Source organism: Actinomadura rugatobispora, from assembly GCF_055379765.1.
This window is the reverse complement of sequence record NZ_AP029191.1, coordinates 3,522,066-3,538,592: the sequence shown is the minus strand read 5'-3', so window position 1 is coordinate 3,538,592 and position 16,527 is coordinate 3,522,066. Positions and strand designations below refer to the sequence as shown.

The window sequence follows — 16,527 nt, the reverse complement described above, 5'->3', positions numbered from 1 at the left end:
TATCAGGCGTCTTCCTTCTTGGGGGCGGGACGGTAGGTCGCGACGATGACGCCGGAGCCGAACGTGGTGGTGTCGGCGAGCTCGAACGTGGCACCGAAGCCGTCGGTGGTGAGCAGGTCGGCGGTGTTGCCGGTGCCGACGATGACCGGGTGGATCCACAGCCGAAGCTCGTCCAGCAGGCCGTTCTCGACCAGGAGGCGGGACACCGAGCCGAAGCCGTACTGGAGGATGTTCTGCCCGGGCTGCTCCTTCAGGCGGCGGACCTCCTCGGCGACGTTGTCCTTGATGATGGTGGTGTTGTTCCACTCGCCCTTCTCCAGGGTGGTGGAGACCGCGTACTTGGGGATCGTGTTCATGCGGACGCCGAAGTCGCCGGTCTGCTCCTCCATGTGCGGCCAGGTCTCGGCGAAGGCGACGTAGGTCTCGCGGCCGGCGATGAGCGCGTCGCAGGAGAAGAGCAGGTCGTGGGCGTACCGCTGGGCGTCCTCGTCGAAGTAGTCCATGGTCCACAGGTGCGGGTCCTCGATGACGCCGTCGAGGGAGATGTAGGTCGAGTTGATGATCTTGCGCATGGTCTTCTCCTGTGTCAGGTGGTGTACGGATGCCTGGTGCGTGCCTCGCGGAGGGCCTCGGCCCACCAGGAGAGCTGGTCGAGCGTGGTCGTGACGGCGGTGTTGCACTCGGCGGACGGCTTGGGCCAGGACCCGTCGGGTGCGAAGTCCTCCCAGTAGCAGGGGAGGGAGATGCCGTCCCGGATGGTGACCGCGTGCAGTTCGGCGAAGATCTGCCGGAGCTGCGCGGCGGCGTTCCGGCCGCCGGACTCGCGGCCGTAGGTGACGAGCGCGACCGGCTTGGCCTTCCACTCGTCGTAGTACCAGTCGAGCGCGGTCTTGAGCGGTGCGGGGAAGCTCTGGTTGTACTCGGGGGCGACCACGACGAACGCGTCGGCGGCGGCCAGCCTGGGGGCGAGGGCGCGCACCGGTTCGGGCGGCGGCTCGTCGTGGTCGGTGAGCGTCTCGGGCAGCCGGGTCTCGGCCAGGTCGACCAGGTCCACCGCCACGTCCGCGCGCTTGCGGGCGTGGGCGGCGAACCAGTCGGCCACGGTCGGGCCGAAGCGGCCGTTGCGGGTGCTGCCGATGATGATCGCCATTCTGAGCATCTCCGCGCCCGCCTCCGTCGCGTGTCGTCCGGTCCGGCTCGATGGGTTCCACTGTGCCGAAGGGGGCTTACGGGATCTTTACGGTGGGTTCGCGGTCGTTTCGGGCCGCTTGACGGGCGGCTTCTCCAAGGTGCTTCTCCCCTCTCCTACCTGCCACTATCGTGCGACCCATGCTTTTCGGGGTGCTGGGGCCGCTGGCCGTGTGGACCGACGACGGGGCGTCCGTCCCGGTGCCGGGCCTGAAGGTGCGCGCCCTGCTGGCGGATCTGCTGCTGCACGAGGGACGTCCGGTGCCCGCCGACCGGCTGATCGACGATCTGTGGGGCGAGGATCCGCCCGGGAACCCGCCGGCCGCGCTGTCGGCCAAGGTCTCGCAGCTGCGCCGGATCCTGGAGGACGCCGAGCCGGGGGCGCGGGTACTGGTGGCGACCCGCCCGGCCGGCTACCTGCTGGACATCGTCCCGGACCGGCTGGACGCGCACCGGTTCCAGGCGCTGGCGGCGCGGGCGCGGGAGACCGCGGCCCCGTCCGCCCGGTCGGGGCTGCTGGCGGAGGCGCTGGGGCTGTGGCGGGGGGCGGTCCTGGCCGACTTCGCCGACGAGCCGTTCACCCAGGCCGCGATCGCCCGGCTGGAGGAGCTGCGGCTGACCACGCTGGAGGATCACGCCGAGTTGCGGCTGGAGCTGGGCGAGCACGGGGTGCTGGCGGGTGAGCTGGGTGATCTCCTCGCCGCGCATCCGCTGCGGGAGCGGCTGCGCGCCGCGCACATGCTGGCCCTGTACAGGTCGGGGCGGCAGAGCGAGGCGCTGGAGAGCTACGAGGCGCTGCGCGCGCATCTGTCCGACGAGCTGGGCTTGGATCCGGGCGCGGAGCTGGCCGCGCTGCACCGTTCGATCCTGACGCAGGCCCCCGAACTGGACGCCCCGCCCGCCGGGGCCGCGAGCCGTCCGTCCCGCACGAACCTGCAGGCGCCGCCGTCCGACCTGATCGGACGGGACGGGGCGGTCGCGGAGATCCGGGCGCGGCTCGGCTCGGACCGCCTGGTGACGCTGACCGGGCCGGGCGGTGTGGGCAAGACCCGGCTGGCGGTCGAGGCGGCGCGGGGCGTGGACGGCTTCGGCGACGGCGTGTGGATGGTGGAGCTGGCGGCCTTCGAGCGGTCCGCGGGCGCCGCGGAGCTGACCGACGGCATCCTGCGCGTCCTGGACATCCGCGAGTCCGCGCCCCCCGGCGGGGCCGCGCCCGCGGAACGGCTCGCGGACGCGCTCAAACCGCTCGACCTGCTGCTCGTCCTGGACAACTGCGAGCACGTGGTGGAGCAGGTGGCCGATCTGGCGCGGCGGCTGCTGGACGCGGTGCCGGGGCTGCGCGTGCTGGCGACCAGCCGGGAGCCGCTCGGGCTGGCCGGGGAGGTGGTGTGGAACGTCCCACCGCTGGACGTTCCCGACGCTCCCGCGAAGCACACTGCCGACCCTGACTCCGAACCCGCCGTCGACGTGGAGGAGCTGGCGCGTTCCAGTGCCGTCCGGCTGTTCGTGGAGCGGGCGTCGGCGGCGGCGCGCGGGTTCCGCCTGGACGAGGACAGCGCGGTCGCGGTCGCGGTGCTGTGCCGTCGCCTGGACGGCATCCCGCTGGCGCTGGAGCTGGCCGCGACGCGGGTGCGGGCGCTGGGCGTGCACGGGCTGGTGGCGCGGCTGGACGACCGGTTCCGCCTGCTGGCCACCGGGCACCGCGGCGCCCCGCAGCGCCAGCGCACCCTGACCGCGATGATCGAGTGGAGCTGGGAACTGCTGCCGGAGCCCGAGCGGGCGGTGCTGCGCCGCCTGGCCGTGCACGCCGACGGCTGCTCGCTGGAGGCGGCCGAGGCGGTGTGCGCGGGCGACGACATCCCGGTCTTCGACGTGCTGGACCTGCTGGCGCGGCTGGTCGACCGCTCGCTGGTCGTGGTGGCCGACCGTGCCGACGGGCCCCGCTACCGGCTGCTGGAGTCGGTCGCCGCGTATTGCGCGGAGCGGCTGCACGAGGCGGGCGAGCATGACGAGGTGCTGATGCGGCACCGCCGCTACTACGCGGAGCTGGCCGCGGGCGCCGAGCCGCGTCTGTTCGGCCGCGACCAGGACCGCTGGCTGCACGTCCTGGACACCGAGGCGGCCAACCTCCGCATGGCGCTGGACGGCCCGGACGCGCTCCGCCTGGCCAACGCGCTGACCTGGTACTGGTTCCTGCGCGGGCGGCTGTCGGAGGCGCTGCGCTCCCTGGACGCCGCGCTCGCCGCGGACGGCGGCGCCCCCGCGGACCGGGCCAGGGCGGTCGCGTGGCGGGCCGGGCTCGCGCTGCTGCACGGAGGCGACGACGCGCGGTGGCCCGCCCGCCGCAGGGAGGCGCTGGCGGGCCTGGACCAGTGCCCGCCGCGCGAGCGCGCCCGCGCCCAGTGGTTCCTCGCCTTCGCCGGCAGCGAGGTCGACGACCTGGCGTCCGGGGAGAAGCTCCTGGAGGAGGCCCTCGCCGCGTTCAACGAGCAGGGCGACCAGTGGGGGGAGGCCGCCGCGCTGATCCTGCGGTCCAGGTTCGCGCACGCGCGCGGCGAGCCCGCGGCCCTGGAACGGGAGGGCGAGCGCGCGACCCGGCTGTTCGCCCGGCTCGGCGACCGGTGGGGGCAGCTCCAGGCCGCGGGGTGGCTGGCGGCGCACGCCGAGCTGACCGGTGAGTACGCGCGGGCGGACGTGCTGCAGAGCGAGGCGCTGCGCATGGCCGAGGAGCTCCACCTGTGGCAGGACGTGGCGCTCAGCCGCGCGTTCCTGGGCTGGATCGCGTTGCAGCGCGGCGAGTACGAGCGGGCCCGCACGCTGTGCGAGCAGGCCCACGCCATGGCGAGCCAGCCCGCCACGGTCTTCGCCGACCTCGTCTTGGGCATGGTGGCCCGCCAGCAGGGCGACGCCGACGACGCCGAGATCCGTCTGACCGCCCTGCTGAAAGCCCTCCCGCTGGACGAGGGCGAGCATCCGCCTCCCTTCCTGCCGCTGATCTACGTCGGCCTGGGCTACACGGCCGAGTTGCGCGACGACCTGGTGAGGGCCCTGGAAATGCACCGCGAGGCACTGTCGGTCGCGCTGCAGATCGACGGCCCGCGCGACATGGCGTTCTCTCTGGAGGGCATGGCGAGCACGCTGAGCCGAGGCGGGCACCCCCAGACCGCGGCCCGCTTCCTCGGGGCGGCCACGGCCATCCGCCGCACGACCGGGATGACCCCCGGGCCGTCCGAGCGCGGGGACATCGCCCGTACGGAGACAAGGCTCAACGAGGCCCTCCAGCCCGAGGCCCTGGACACGGAAATGGCCCAAGGCGCAGCCCTGACCCCCACCGACTGTCTGGCCCAGGCCCACTCCCTGCACCTCTGACCCCCCCGCGGGCGCCGGAACAGTCAAGGTTCGCCGTATTGATAATTCGGTGTCTGGTATTTCGTAAAAGTTGACCTTGACGAGATCTTTCTTTCGATGTAAAGGTAAAAGAAGGGCGGAAAGGCCATTTAATTTCTCCGTGTTCGACGACGATGTCGGGGCTCCCCGCTCTTCCCGTCGTTCCGGACAAGGGTGTAGATGAACAGAAGAACCGGTGGTGGCGGTGGCCCCGGGCAGTCGAACGAACTGCGCGGCGACGTCGCCGGGCCGGTCGTCCAGGTACGCGACGTGCACGGCGGCTTCCACGTCCACGACGGCGCGAAGCCGCTGCCGATTCCGCGGCAGCTTCCCGCCGCCGGACGACTCGTCAACCGGGACGAGGCGCTGTCGGTGTTGGAGCGGATGCCGTCCGGCTCCCGCGCGGTCGTGATCAGCGGCCCCGCCGGGATCGGCAAGACGGCGCTCGCCCTGCACTGGGCCAACGGGCGGCTCGGCGACTACCCCGACGGCCAGCTGTACGCCGATCTGCAGGGGCACTCGGCCGCCGGGCCGGCCTCCCCGGCCGAGATCCTGGGCGGGTTCGTCCGCGCACTCGGTATCGCGGGCGACCGCGTCCCGGTGGACCTGGCCGAGCGGGCCGCGCTGTTCCGCTCGCTGACCGCGGGCCGCCGGCTGCTGATCGTGCTGGACGACGCGTACTCCGCCGCCCAGGTCGCCCCGCTGCTGCCGGGCGCGCCCGGCGACGGGGAAGGCGGCCCGCCCGGCCCGGCCGCCGTCGTGACCAGCCGGTGGCGGCTGGGCGGCCTGGTGATGCGGGGAGCCCGCGCCGTCCAGCTCGGCCCGCTGGCGGCGGACTCGGCCCTGGAACTCCTCGGCGCCACGCTCGGCGCCGAACGGGTCGGGCGCGAGCGCGAGATGGCGGGCGCGCTGGTCGAGTTGTGCGCGCGGTCCCCGCTGGCGCTGAGCGTGGCCGCCGCCCGGCTGGCCACCCGTCCCGCCTGGTCGATGGCCGACCTGGTGCGCGACCTCGCCGACGAGAAGCGGCGGCTGGCGGTGCTGTCGGTCCCGGACGCGGAGGACGATGTGACCATCCGGGCCGCCTTGGAGCTGTCGTACCGCGCGCTGCCCGACCCGGCGCGGCGCCTCTACCGTGCCCTCGGGCTGTTCCCGGGGGCCGCGTTCGACGCGCGGGCCGCCGCGGCACTGGCCGGGGAGCCGCTGCCGGAGGTCCGGGACGGCCTGGGCGTGCTCGCCGCCGCCAGCCTCCTGGACGACCTGCCCGGCGGCCGGTACCGGCTGCACGAGCTGGCCCGCCTGCACGCCCTGGAGACCGTCGAAGGGCACGACCCGCCCGAGCGGCGCGCGGAGGCGGTCGGGCGGCTGGTGGAGTGGACGGTCGCGGCGGCGCTGGCGGCGAGCCGGGCGTGCGCGCCGTACCGGAACCTGCCCGACCCGCCGGACGCGCCGCCCGGCCCGCCCGTGTTCGCCGACGCCGCCGACGCCCTGGACTGGCTCGACGGGGAGTTCGGCACGCTGCGGGCGGTGGCGCGCCGGGCGCAGGAGTCCGGCCTCCACCAGCGGGCCTTCCTGCTGGTGGACGCGGTGTGGCCGCTGTTCCTGCACCGGGGCCGGCACGCCGAGCGCCTGGAGTTCGACCGGCTCGGTCTCGCCGCCGCCCGCGCAGCGGGTGGCGGGTTCGCCGAGGCCAAGATGCTGAACCGCACCGGTCTGGCGCTGCGCGGGCTCGGCCGCCTGGACGAGGCCGCCGCCGACTTCCGGGACGCGCTCGCCCTGTGGGACGCCCTCGGCGACCGCTCCCGGGTGGCCGGTACGCGGCGGCGCCTGGGCCTCCTCGAACTCGACCGGGACGACCTCACCGCCGCCGCCGCGCACTTCGACGCCGCGCTTGGGGAGTACCGCGCGGCCGGTGACGACCGGCGGACCGCCCTCACCCTCTGCGACCTCGGCACGGTGCTGATCCGGGACGGCCGTCCGGACGGGGCCGTGGAGGTGCTGACCGAGGCGGGCCGCCTGCTCGACGACGGCACCGGGGACAACGCCTACAACCAGGCCATGGTCCTGCTGCTGCTCGGCCGGGCGCACGCCCTCCGCGGGCCCGGCGGCCCCGGCACGCCGTCGCCTGCGGCCGATCTCGCCACCCGCGCGCTGGAGGCGATGCGGTCGCTCGGATCGGCGCTGGGCGAGGCCGACGCGCTGCACGTCCTCGGCGACCTGGCCGCGGGCGGCGGCCGCGTCACCGAGGCGCGGCGGCACTACGAGGACGCCCGCCGGATCCTGGCCGGTGCGGGCGCACCGACCGAGGCGCTCGACCGGGCCCTGACCGGCCTCGGCGACGACTGACCGGCACCCGGAACGGAGCGCCGGCGGAGTGGAGGGTGACGGTCAGTCCGCTCTTGCCGGGGAGTCTGAGGGGTCGCCCCCTCAGAGTGTTACCGCCGTCCACCGCCGGGCCCGGTGTGCGGGCGGGCCCGGCGGTGGACGGCACGACGGTCAGGCCGCGCGGCCGTCCCAGCGGCCCTCGATGACGGGCGGCGGGGTGAGCGCCCGCAGCTCCGCCAGCCGGGCACCGGTCAGCGACACCGCCGCCGGCATCCGGTGGCCGACCTTCCAGCTCGCGTGCAGCACCCCGTCCCGCAGCGCCGTGACGGGGTCGCCGTGCCGCAGCCAGCCGTCCAGGAACGTGGCGAACAGGGCGTCGCCCGCGCCCGAGGTGTTCACGACCCGGTGAGGCGGCACGGCGCGCACCTCGATGAGGCGCCCGTCCCGCAGCCCGACCAGGGCGCCGCGCGCGCCCAGCCCGACCCCGGCCACCCGGCAGCGCGGGTAGCGGTGGAACAGCCCCGCCACCCATGCCCGCGGGTCGGCGAGTCGCTCGTGGCTGCAGAACACGATCCGCGCCTGCTCCAGCCACGGCCGGTTGTACTCGCCGTTGGGATCGGAGACCAGGTGCACGTCCACCGCGATCGGCACGCCCAGCCCGGCCGCCGGGGCCACCAGCGGACGGACGAACTTCGCGTTCGTCAGCACCAGCAGGTCCGCGCCCCGCGCCTGCTCCCGCAGGATCTCGTACGGGTAGGCGGCATGGTTGACCGGCGCCAGGTGCGGCATGCCCATCCGGCGCCCGTCCGGGCCCACCAGCACCAGCCCCAGCGAGGACGACGGCGACGCCACGACCCCGGGGCCGTCCAGGCCGTCCCGGCGCAGTTCGGCGCGGATGGCCTCGCCCGCCGTGTCCTGGCCGACCAGCGTGCACAGCCGCACGTCGTTGCCGAGCGCGCGCTGCACCCTCGCCACGTGCCCGGCGACCCCGGCCATCCCGCTCCCGGCCCACAGCGGCCGGGCGGACGACTCGTACCGGACGGGGAACTCCGGCACGTTGACCGACATGTAGAGGCTGACCACCCCCGCGACGACGATCGTGGCGCTCATGAGGCCCTCCGCTCCGCGTCGCCGACGCCGTCCACCCGAACCCGGACGCGCCCGGTGACGGCCAGGCACCCGGCGGGCCCGCCGCGCGGGACGGCCAGCTCGCCGGTGATGAGCACCGAGTGGTGCAGCTCGCCCAGCCCGAGGCCCGACAGCGACCAGCAGTGCAGGAACGACCCGCCGATCGCGGGCCAGGCCGCCGCGGCCGTGCCGGATGACGTCTCCGGTGCGACGAACGCCTCGACCAGCTGGACGCCGCCGCTCCCGGTCCGCAGCGCGGCCAGGTGACCGCGCGGCCCCGTACCGGCCGCCGCGCCGCACCCCGGGTAGCGTTCCAGCAGCTCGACGAGCCGCCGCGGGGTGAAGAACGGGCCGTCGAACAGCACGTCGGCGACCTCCCGCCCGGCCGGGTCGCCGTGCCGGTCGACGGCATGGACGTCGGCGAAGTCCAGCGCTCCGGGCCGGGCCGCGGCCCGCACCGGACGCTCGCCCAGCAGCATCAGCCGCGGCTCCCGCAGCCGCCCGCCGCGCGGGATCACCAGCACCGCCGCCGCCCGGTTCCCGGCCGCCGGCCGGTGCCCGGAGGGTGCGCGCCGCCGGGTCAGCGCCAGCGCCCGGTCCAGCCGGAACAGCTGCGCCACCACCAGTTCCCCGTTCATCGTCCGCCTCCCGCGCGTCGCATGAGGTGCGGCGCCTGGACGGGCCGGGTGACCGGCACCGTCGAGGGCTGCCGCAGCCGCAGCAGGCGGTAGATCACCTGCCGCATGTTCCTGTTGAACCGTCCGGGCTCGGAGGTGAGCCGTTCCACGACCGGCCGGTGCCGTTCCGGCGAGAACTCCGCCGCCGCCCGCAGCAGCTGCCGGCGCAGCGAACCCCGTGCGGAGATCTTCGGCGCCGCCTTCCCCAGCAGCGCCTGCGCCGAGTCCGGATTGACGTCCGCGCCGGGAAAGCCGCCCAGGAGCACCGGCACCCCCGTGACGGCGGCGTACGCGGTGACCGACCCGTGGTCGCCGATCACCCAGTCGGCCGCCGCCAGCACCCCGCGCCAGTCCGACTCCGGCGGCACCAGGCTCAGCCCGCGCCGCAGGTAGTCGGCCAGCCACGACCGGACCTGCAGCTCGCTGTGCCCGTGCCACACGTTCGGGTGCAGCAGCGTCACGACGTGGAACTCCTCCACCGGAAGCTCCGCGAGCAGCCGCGGCCACAGGTCCGGCCGGCTGCCCAGCAGCGACCGCGCACCCCACGTGGAGGTGACCACCACCAGCTTGCGCCCGTCGCCCGCGCCCAGCGCCACCTGGTACGACGGCCGCCGTTCGAGGCTGGCCACCAGCCGGTCGCAGGACGGGTCGCCGGCCACCTGCGCCACCGGCAGCGCCTCCGGGCACGAGCGGGCCAGCTCGCGCCGGTCGTCGCGGTGCGCCAGGACCAGCGCCGCCGGGACGAGCGCGCCGTCGTGGACGAGCCGCTGCGCGTCCAGGCCGTACACCGCCCGGCCCCCGGCCGCGCGCCCGGCCCGCCGCGCCACCAGCTTGCCGTGGCCCGCGCCGTGCGGCATGACGATCAGCGGCGCGTGCAGCTCGTGCACCCCGCCGTAGCTGGCCGCGATCGCCAGGTCGAACTCCAGCCGCGTCGCCTGCTCCCACGGCAGCCGCGCGGCGCCGAGCCCGGCCAGGAACTCCGGCACCCCGGTGCCGAACTCGTCGGGCGCCTGCGTGAAGAACACCTGCACGCGCAGGTCGTTCTCCATGAGATGGACGGCGTCCATGAGACGCTGCCCCGAAGTGACGGTGTGCACGACGATCAGCACGGTCCTGCACGGGCGCCGAGTGGCCCACCGTTCGGCGTCGAGCCCGATCGGGCCCCGGCGCCATTCGCTGACGGACATCCTTTTTCCTGCCCCCTTGGTGATCCCAGGTGCTTGGCTGTCCGACGCGACCCCTGCACGAAGCATCGGCGACCGACCTTGCGGTGCACCTTGCGGAAGGGCTTGCAGTACGGCATGCGGTCCCGGCCCGAACCGGCCACGCAAGACCATGCTTACTTCTGGCCATCATTCCTTGACACTGGCAAAATCTTTTGGGTCAAGGGCGCTTTTCTCCATGGGAGAGGGAGCGGATGGAATTCCGTGTCCTGGGTCCGCTGGAAGTGTGGTCCGATGGCCCGCGCGAGCTCCGCGGCTGGGCACGGGAACGCCGCATCCTCGCCATCCTGCTGATGGCGCCCGGCCGGCCGGTGCCGACCGGGACCCTGGTCGAGCGGCTGTGGGACGCCGACCGCCCCGACCGCGCCCGCGACCTGATCTACCCGTCCGTCGCCCGGCTCCGCTCCTTCCTGCACGACCTGGACGGCGGGGTCCGGCTGGACCACCGCAACGGCGCCTACGTGCTGGACGTCGACCCGCTGCGGATCGACTACCACCTGTTCCTCGACCTGCGCGCGCAGGCCCGCGCCATCGCCGACAACGGCGACCCGGAACACGCGCTGCGCCTGCTGCGCGACGCGGCCCGGCTGTGGCGCGGCGAACCGCTCGACGGCATCGGCGGGCACTGGGCCGAGCGGCGCCGCCAGAGCATTCGAGAAGAGCTGCTCGTCGCCACCCGCGAACGCCTCGAACTGGAACTCTCACAAGGCCGCCACAGCGATATCACGGCGGAATTGAACGACCTCATCGGGCAGTTTCCCTACGAGGAGAAACTGGTCGAGCTGCTCATGCTCGCCCTGCACCGCGACGGCCGCTCCGGCGAGGCCCTCCAGACCTTCGACCGGTTCCGCCGCAGGCTCCACGCCGACCTGGGCACCTCTCCGACCGCGCGCGTCCGCGACCTGCACCGAGGCGTCCTCGCCGACGATCCCGCACTCGCGCCGCCGACCGCCCCCTCGACCTGGTCGCCGCCCAGCGACCTGCCGCCCGCCACGCACACCTTCACCGGCCGCGAGACCGAGCTCCGGCGGCTTCAGGAGATGGTCGACGACAGCGGTGGCACCGTCGCCGTGATCGCCATCGACGGCATGCCGGGCGTGGGCAAGTCCACCCTGGCCGTCCAGCTGGCCCATCGGCTCGCGGAACGTTATCCGGACGGTCAGATCTTCCTGGAGTTGCGCGCGCACCACGTCCGGCAGGCCCCGGTGGAGCCCGCCGCCGCGCTGGAGAGGCTGCTGCGCTCCATCGGCGTCCCGCAGCGCAAGATGCCGGGCGACTTCGACGGCCGCGCGGCGCTGTGGCGCACCGAACTGGCCCGGCGCCGGCTGCTGCTCGTCCTGGACGACGCGCTCGACAACGACCAGGTCAGGCCGCTTCTCCCCGGCACGCCCGGGTGCCTCGTCCTGATCACGAGCAGGCAGCGGCTGACCGGTCTGGACCATGCCCGCCCGCTCCCGCTGGGGCCGCTGGCCCCGGCCGATTCGGTCGTGCTGCTGTCCAGGGTCGCCGGTCCCCTGACCGCGCCGGACGCCCCGGGCGTGGCCGCGGTGACCCGCCTGTGCGGCCATCTTCCGCTGGCGCTGCAACTGGTCGGCAACCGCCTGCGGCATCGCGAGAGCTGGACCGCCGCCGACCTGGCGGCCCGGCTGAGCCGGCCCGGCAGGCTGGACCAGATGCGCGCCGAGAACCGGGCGGTCGCGGCCGCGTTCCGGCTCTCGGTCCAGGGCCTGGACGACGATCTGCGCCGCGCGTTCCTGCTCCTCGGCCTGCACCCGGGCACGGACGTGACGACCGGCTCGGCCGCGGCCCTCCTCGACCTCGACCGGGGGACCGCGGAAACGCTCCTGGAGGGGCTGCTCGACCACAACCTCATCTCCGAACCGCGCCACGGACGCCACCGGTTCCACGATCTGATCCGCGAGTACGCGCAAGGCCAGGCGCTCCAGGAGGCCGATCTCGCGCCTGGCCCGGCGCTGGACCGGCTCCTGGACCACTATCTGGCCACCGCCGACGAGGCCGACCGCGTCCTGTTCCCCCACGTCCCCCAGCGTGCCCGCGCGAACGCGCCCGCCGCCGTCGCCCCCGCTCCGATCGGGGACAGGGAGCAGGCCAGGGAATGGCTTGACGACGAACTGGAGTCCCTCGTCGCCACGGCCCGCTTCGCGGTGGAGGAGGGCAGGGCACGCCATGCCGTGGAACTGGCCAGGGCATTGCAGCGCCACCTGGAGGAATCGGGTGCCCTTCCACAGGCCGCGCAAGTGCACACCTGTGCCGTCGAGGCGTGCAGGAGGATCGGCGATCGCGCGGGGCTGGCGCACTCCCTCCTCGAACTGGGCATGGTGCTCTGGAGGATGGGCCGCTACGAGGAGACGCTCCGGTCGGCCACCGAGGCCCTGGACGAGGCACGCGCCCTCGAAGACGACGCCCTCGTCGCGAAGGCACTCGATCTGTACGGCCTGATCCACTACACCCGGTCCGAGTACGACGTCGCCGTGGGCTACTACGAGCAGTCCCTGGAACTGTGGCGGTCCGCGGGCGAGCACACGGGAGAGGCCGCGGTCCTGAGCCACGTGGCGATCGTGCTGTGGCATCTGGGCCGCTACCCGGAGGCGATCGAGCGGATGCGGCGGGCGCTCGCACTGTACGAGGCGGCCGGCGACATGCGCGGCCTCCAGATCACGCTGAACAACACCGCCGAGTTCGAACGCCAGCTCGGACGGTTCGACTCGGCCCTCCGGCACTACGAGCGGGCGGCCCGCGTCCGGGAGATGACCCGGCAGCACCAGGCCGTCTGGAGCAACAACGTCGCGTCCGTCTACCGCAGGACGAACCGTCTCGAAGAGGCCGTCGAGGAGTACCGGCGAGCGCTCGTCCTCTACAGGGAGGTCGGGGACGTGCGCGGCGAAACGGACTCCCTCAACGGGCTCGGCTCCTGCTATGCCCGGCTCGGCCGGGACGGAGAGGCACTCTTCCACCATCAGAAGGCCCTGCAACTCGCCCGACGGCTCTCCGAGAAGTACGAGCAGGGCTGGGCTCTGCGCGAGATAGGTGATGCACACCACCGCGCCGGAAAGTACGGCACGGCTCTGGAGCACCTGGAGGAGGCCCTCGCTCTCGCCCGCGCCATCGGAGACGCCAACCAGGAAGCGAATGCCCTGAGCAGCCTGGGCGAGGTCGTCGCCCAGACGCGGGGCCCCGCCGAGGCCGACCAGTACCGCAGGAAGGCCCTGGAACTGTACGAGGCGCTCGGCCTCCCGGAGGCGGCCGAGGTACAGGCCCGTATCGGCGGCGGCGCGAGCGACGCCTCGGGCTCCTAAGGAGTCGGCTCGCCCGGTCGGATCTCCTGGACGGCCTGGTGCAGCGCGGCGACGAAGGCCGTGGTCGCCGGCGGATCCGGCGGGTCGCCGTAGGCGGCCAGGTAGACGCGCCGCCGGAACTCCCGCACCACGCTGGTCCTGATCCCCGGCGCGCGGTGGGTGCGCAGCGTCAGCCCCGGCATCGTGGTCACGCCCATGCCCGCCGCGACCAGCGCCTGCTGCACGATGGTGTCGTCGCTGGTGTAGGCGATGGACGGGACGAAACCCGCCTTGTCGCAGGCGTCGAGGAACTCGCGGCGGCAGTTCTCGCAGCCCTCGATCCACGCGGAGTCGCGGTTGCCGGTCAGTGTCTGGTCGGGTTCGAGGCTGAGCAGGTACATCGGGTCGTCGAACAGGTGCGTGGCGCGGATGTCGTCCGGGATCGTGTCGTCGTAGCGGAAGACGACCGCGACGTCGACCTGCCCGGTGCGCAGCAGGTCGAGTGACACCCGCGGGTGCGCCTCGACCAGGCGCATCTCGATGCCGGGGTACTCGCGGCGCAGCGTGCGCGCGGCGTGCGGCACCAGTGCGGCGAGCGCCGACTGGAAGCCGGCGACCCGGACGCGGCCGGTGCGCAGGCCCACCATCGCGGACAGCTCGGCGGCGGCGGTGTCCACCCGGGCGACGATCTCGGCGGCGCGGCGGGCCAGGTGCTCGCCCTCCGGGGTGAGCCGGATGCCCCGGCCGACCCGCTGGACCAGCCTGGCCCCGGTCTCGGCCTCCAACCTGGCCAGATGGTGGCTGACGGCGGGCTGGGAGTAGTTCAGGTGCTTGGCCGCCTTGGTGACCGAGCCCTCCGAGGCGACCGCCGCGATGACCCGTAACCGCAGGATGTCCAGCATGTATCAACGATACGCATGTGTTCGCCCGAACATTGTCATTAGACGGAATGAGTCGGTGCGCGAGACGCTGATCAGGACGAACCCGCCGTACGAAGGAGGACGCGGCCATGCTCCGCTCATCAGTGACGCTCACCGATCTCGTCGCGGCCGTGCGCCACGCCGTCGACGCGCGGACCGGCTGGACGGACACCGCGGACCTGGTCGCCGACCGGCTCCGCGCGCACCTGCCCGGCCCCGAGATCCTGACCCCCGAGCAACGTCTCGGCCGGCCCGACCGGGTCGCCGGGCACCTCCTGCACGCCGAGCCCGACGGCGCGTTCTCCGTCCTCGGCCTGGTCTGGCGCCCCGGTCAGACCACCCGGATCCACGACCACATCACCTGGTGCGTCGTCGGCGTGCTGTCCGGTGTCGAGCACGAGGAGCTGTTCGACGACGCGCTCAACCCGATCGGCGTGCGGGACAACCCGCCCGGCGAGGTCAGCGGCTTCGCGCCGCCCGGCGACATCCACCGCATCCGCAACGTCGGCGACGAGACCGCCGTCAGCCTGCACATCTACGGGACCGACATCTCCCGCGTGGGCTCCAGCGCCCGCCGCCACTACAACTGAGGAGCCCGAACCATGGACCGGAACGCCGTCGACGAGGTACTGAACCGCCCGCTCAGCCAGGAACTGCTGGCCCGCGACCTGGCCCGGCTGGCCTTCGTCGCGCTGGACGGCACGCCGCGGTCGATCCCGATCGGGATCGTCTGGAACGGCTCGGAGATCGTCATGTGCACCGCCACGAACGCGCGGAAGCTCCCGGCGCTGCGCCGCAACCCCGCGGTCGCGCTGACGATCGACACCGAGTCGCACCCGCCGAAGGTCCTGCTCCTCCGCGGCCGGGCGGAGCTGGACGTCGTCGACGGCATCCCGGACGAGTACCTCCAGTGGAACGGCACGTACGAGATGACGCCGGAACAGCGCGCCGAGTGGGAGGTCGGTGTGAAGTCGCTCTACGACGGCATGGTCCGGATCGTGGTGAGGCCGACGTGGGCCAAGCTGATCGACTTCGAGACCACCCTGCCCACCGCCATCGAGGAACTGATGCGGCGGCAGCAGGAACGCCGGCGCGCCTGACCACACCCCACGGACCCCGACAGGAGATCATCATGACCCACACCGAGCAGCGCGGCACGCTCCAGCGGATGGACAACATCGCCATCGTCGTCGACGACCTCGCCGCGGCCAAGGCGTTCTTCACCGAACTCGGCATGGAGCTGGAAGGCGAGGCGACGCTGGAGGGCGGCCTGGTGGACCGCCTCATCGGGCTCGACGGAGTCCGGACGGACATCGCGACGATGCTCGCCCCGAACGGCACCGGACGGATCGAGCTGACCATGTACCACTCGCCGGCGAGCCCGGGTGGCGACCAGCCCGTCCCGGTGAACGCGCTGGGCATGCACCGCATCATGTTCGCCGTCCAGGACATCGAGGACGTCATCGACCGCCTGAGGCCGCACGGCGCCGAACTCGTCGGCGAGGTGGTGCGGTACGAGGACAGCTACCGGCTCGCCTACCTGCGCGGCCCCGCCGGCATCTTCGTCGCGCTGGCCGAGCAGATCGGCTGAGGTGCGCGGCATCCTGGTGTCCATGACCGAGTCGGAGGCCACCGGCTATGACTGCCTGTCGTCCCGTCCGGTTCCGGAGGGCGAACTGCGGACCTTCCTACTGGACTGTTTCGAGATCACCGAGGCGGAGCTGTTCGTCGCCCACACCGATCGCATCACCGACGAACTGCGGGCCCGTCCAGCGGACGCGGTGTTCGCCGCGTACTGCACCTACGACCCCCAGATGTCCGGCCATTTCGCCATGAGTTTCAACGTCGGCATCGAGGGCCGCCTGGCCGACCGCGTCGGCCGCCGGGAATTCGCTGAACGATTCGCCGCCCGCTTCGACGCGTACGTGCTGTACGGCGACGCCGAACCGCCGGGATTGTGGACGGTCATCCTGCCGGACGGCAGTCGCCTTCGGGCCGCGATGGAGCAGGACGACGACCTTTGCGTGCTGTACGCGGCCACGGCACCGGTGCCCGGCCTGCCCGATCTCCGCGTGGACGAGGGGCTCTGGCGGATTCGCTGAAATTCCCAGGAGTGACATCTAGAACGGAATTTCATTCGAACCGCAAAATGCGTGATCGACTTTCCAGTGTTTCCAAGCGGCTTCTCGCATGCCCTGGTAGCTTCTCGATCATCTGAAGATCCACGCGGCGAGACAGTGTCGTCCGCTGCGTTGCGAGAGGAGCCTGCCATTAAGGCGCTCGCTATAGCCCTGCTCGGCGCGGCCACCATGTACATGTTCAGCATCTCGAACATGGCGACGTCCTCCCTCCTCTAGGGAGGGAGCATCGGGGGTCGTACGGCAGG

General features: G+C 73.2%; 13 protein-coding genes. 7 read left to right on the top strand and 6 right to left on the bottom strand.

Going from position 1 to position 16,527, the window contains the following annotated elements:
* Window positions 1–2 precede the first annotated feature (2 nt).
* Complete coding sequence (locus tag ACZ466_RS15070) at window positions 3–572, bottom strand: dihydrofolate reductase family protein (protein WP_378288100.1); 570 nt, start codon at window positions 570–572, stop codon at window positions 3–5.
* Window positions 573–586: 14 nt separating this feature from the next.
* A complete protein-coding gene (locus tag ACZ466_RS15065; RefSeq protein ID WP_378288101.1) occupies window positions 587–1,150 on the bottom strand; it encodes an NADPH-dependent FMN reductase in 564 nt (187 codons plus the stop codon).
* A gap of 179 nt (window positions 1,151–1,329) precedes the next feature.
* On the opposite strand from ACZ466_RS15065, the gene ACZ466_RS15060 reads away from it, so the two are divergent.
* Complete coding sequence (locus tag ACZ466_RS15060; RefSeq protein WP_378288102.1) at window positions 1,330–4,557, top strand: AfsR/SARP family transcriptional regulator; 3,228 nt, start codon at window positions 1,330–1,332, stop codon at window positions 4,555–4,557.
* A gap of 198 nt (window positions 4,558–4,755) precedes the next feature.
* On the top strand, window positions 4,756–6,918 hold the full coding sequence (locus tag ACZ466_RS15055) for an ATP-binding protein (protein WP_378288103.1): 2,163 nt from the start codon (window positions 4,756–4,758) through the stop codon (window positions 6,916–6,918).
* Between the two features lie 150 nt (window positions 6,919–7,068).
* Here ACZ466_RS15055 and ACZ466_RS15050 read toward each other — a convergent pair whose 3' ends face one another.
* From ACZ466_RS15050 to ACZ466_RS15040, 3 genes are read right to left on the bottom strand one after another with little or no spacing between them, the layout of a single operon-like run.
* Entirely contained in the window at window positions 7,069–8,007 is a 939-nt protein-coding gene (locus ACZ466_RS15050; protein WP_464043708.1) for a carbohydrate kinase family protein, read from the bottom strand.
* Complete coding sequence (locus ACZ466_RS15045) at window positions 8,004–8,663, bottom strand: hypothetical protein (RefSeq protein WP_378292355.1); 660 nt, start codon at window positions 8,661–8,663, stop codon at window positions 8,004–8,006. Before ACZ466_RS15045 ends, ACZ466_RS15050 begins: the two co-directional genes overlap by 4 nt.
* Window positions 8,660–9,889 (bottom strand): hypothetical protein, encoded by a 1,230-nt coding sequence (locus ACZ466_RS15040; protein WP_378292357.1) that lies wholly within the window; start codon window positions 9,887–9,889, stop codon window positions 8,660–8,662. The genes ACZ466_RS15045 and ACZ466_RS15040 overlap by 4 nt, the downstream gene beginning before the upstream one ends.
* 230 nt (window positions 9,890–10,119) lie before the next feature.
* Here ACZ466_RS15040 and ACZ466_RS15035 point away from each other — a divergent pair, with 230 nt between their 5' ends.
* Window positions 10,120–13,242, top strand: a complete 3,123-nt coding sequence (locus ACZ466_RS15035; RefSeq protein ID WP_378292359.1) for an AfsR/SARP family transcriptional regulator — start codon at window positions 10,120–10,122, stop codon at window positions 13,240–13,242.
* Here ACZ466_RS15035 and ACZ466_RS15030 read toward each other — a convergent pair.
* Window positions 13,239–14,123: a LysR family transcriptional regulator gene (locus ACZ466_RS15030; RefSeq protein ID WP_378292361.1), complete on the bottom strand. Its 885-nt coding sequence runs from the start codon at window positions 14,121–14,123 to the stop codon at window positions 13,239–13,241. The genes ACZ466_RS15035 and ACZ466_RS15030 overlap by 4 nt on opposite strands.
* A gap of 107 nt (window positions 14,124–14,230) precedes the next feature.
* On the opposite strand from ACZ466_RS15030, the gene ACZ466_RS15025 reads away from it, so the two are divergent.
* Genes ACZ466_RS15025 through ACZ466_RS15010 form a run of 4 tightly spaced genes read left to right on the top strand, consistent with a single transcriptional unit; the run spans window position 14,231 to window position 16,243 of the window.
* Entirely contained in the window at window positions 14,231–14,731 is a 501-nt protein-coding gene (locus ACZ466_RS15025) for a cysteine dioxygenase family protein (RefSeq protein WP_378292363.1), read from the top strand.
* Between the two features lie 12 nt (window positions 14,732–14,743).
* Entirely contained in the window at window positions 14,744–15,241 is a 498-nt protein-coding gene (locus tag ACZ466_RS15020; RefSeq protein ID WP_378292365.1) for a pyridoxamine 5'-phosphate oxidase family protein, read from the top strand.
* Window positions 15,242–15,273: 32 nt separating this feature from the next.
* Window positions 15,274–15,732: a VOC family protein gene (locus ACZ466_RS15015; protein ID WP_378292368.1), complete on the top strand. Its 459-nt coding sequence runs from the start codon at window positions 15,274–15,276 to the stop codon at window positions 15,730–15,732.
* 22 nt (window positions 15,733–15,754) lie between these two features.
* Entirely contained in the window at window positions 15,755–16,243 is a 489-nt protein-coding gene (locus tag ACZ466_RS15010; RefSeq protein WP_378292370.1) for a hypothetical protein, read from the top strand.
* Window positions 16,244–16,527 lie beyond the last annotated feature (284 nt).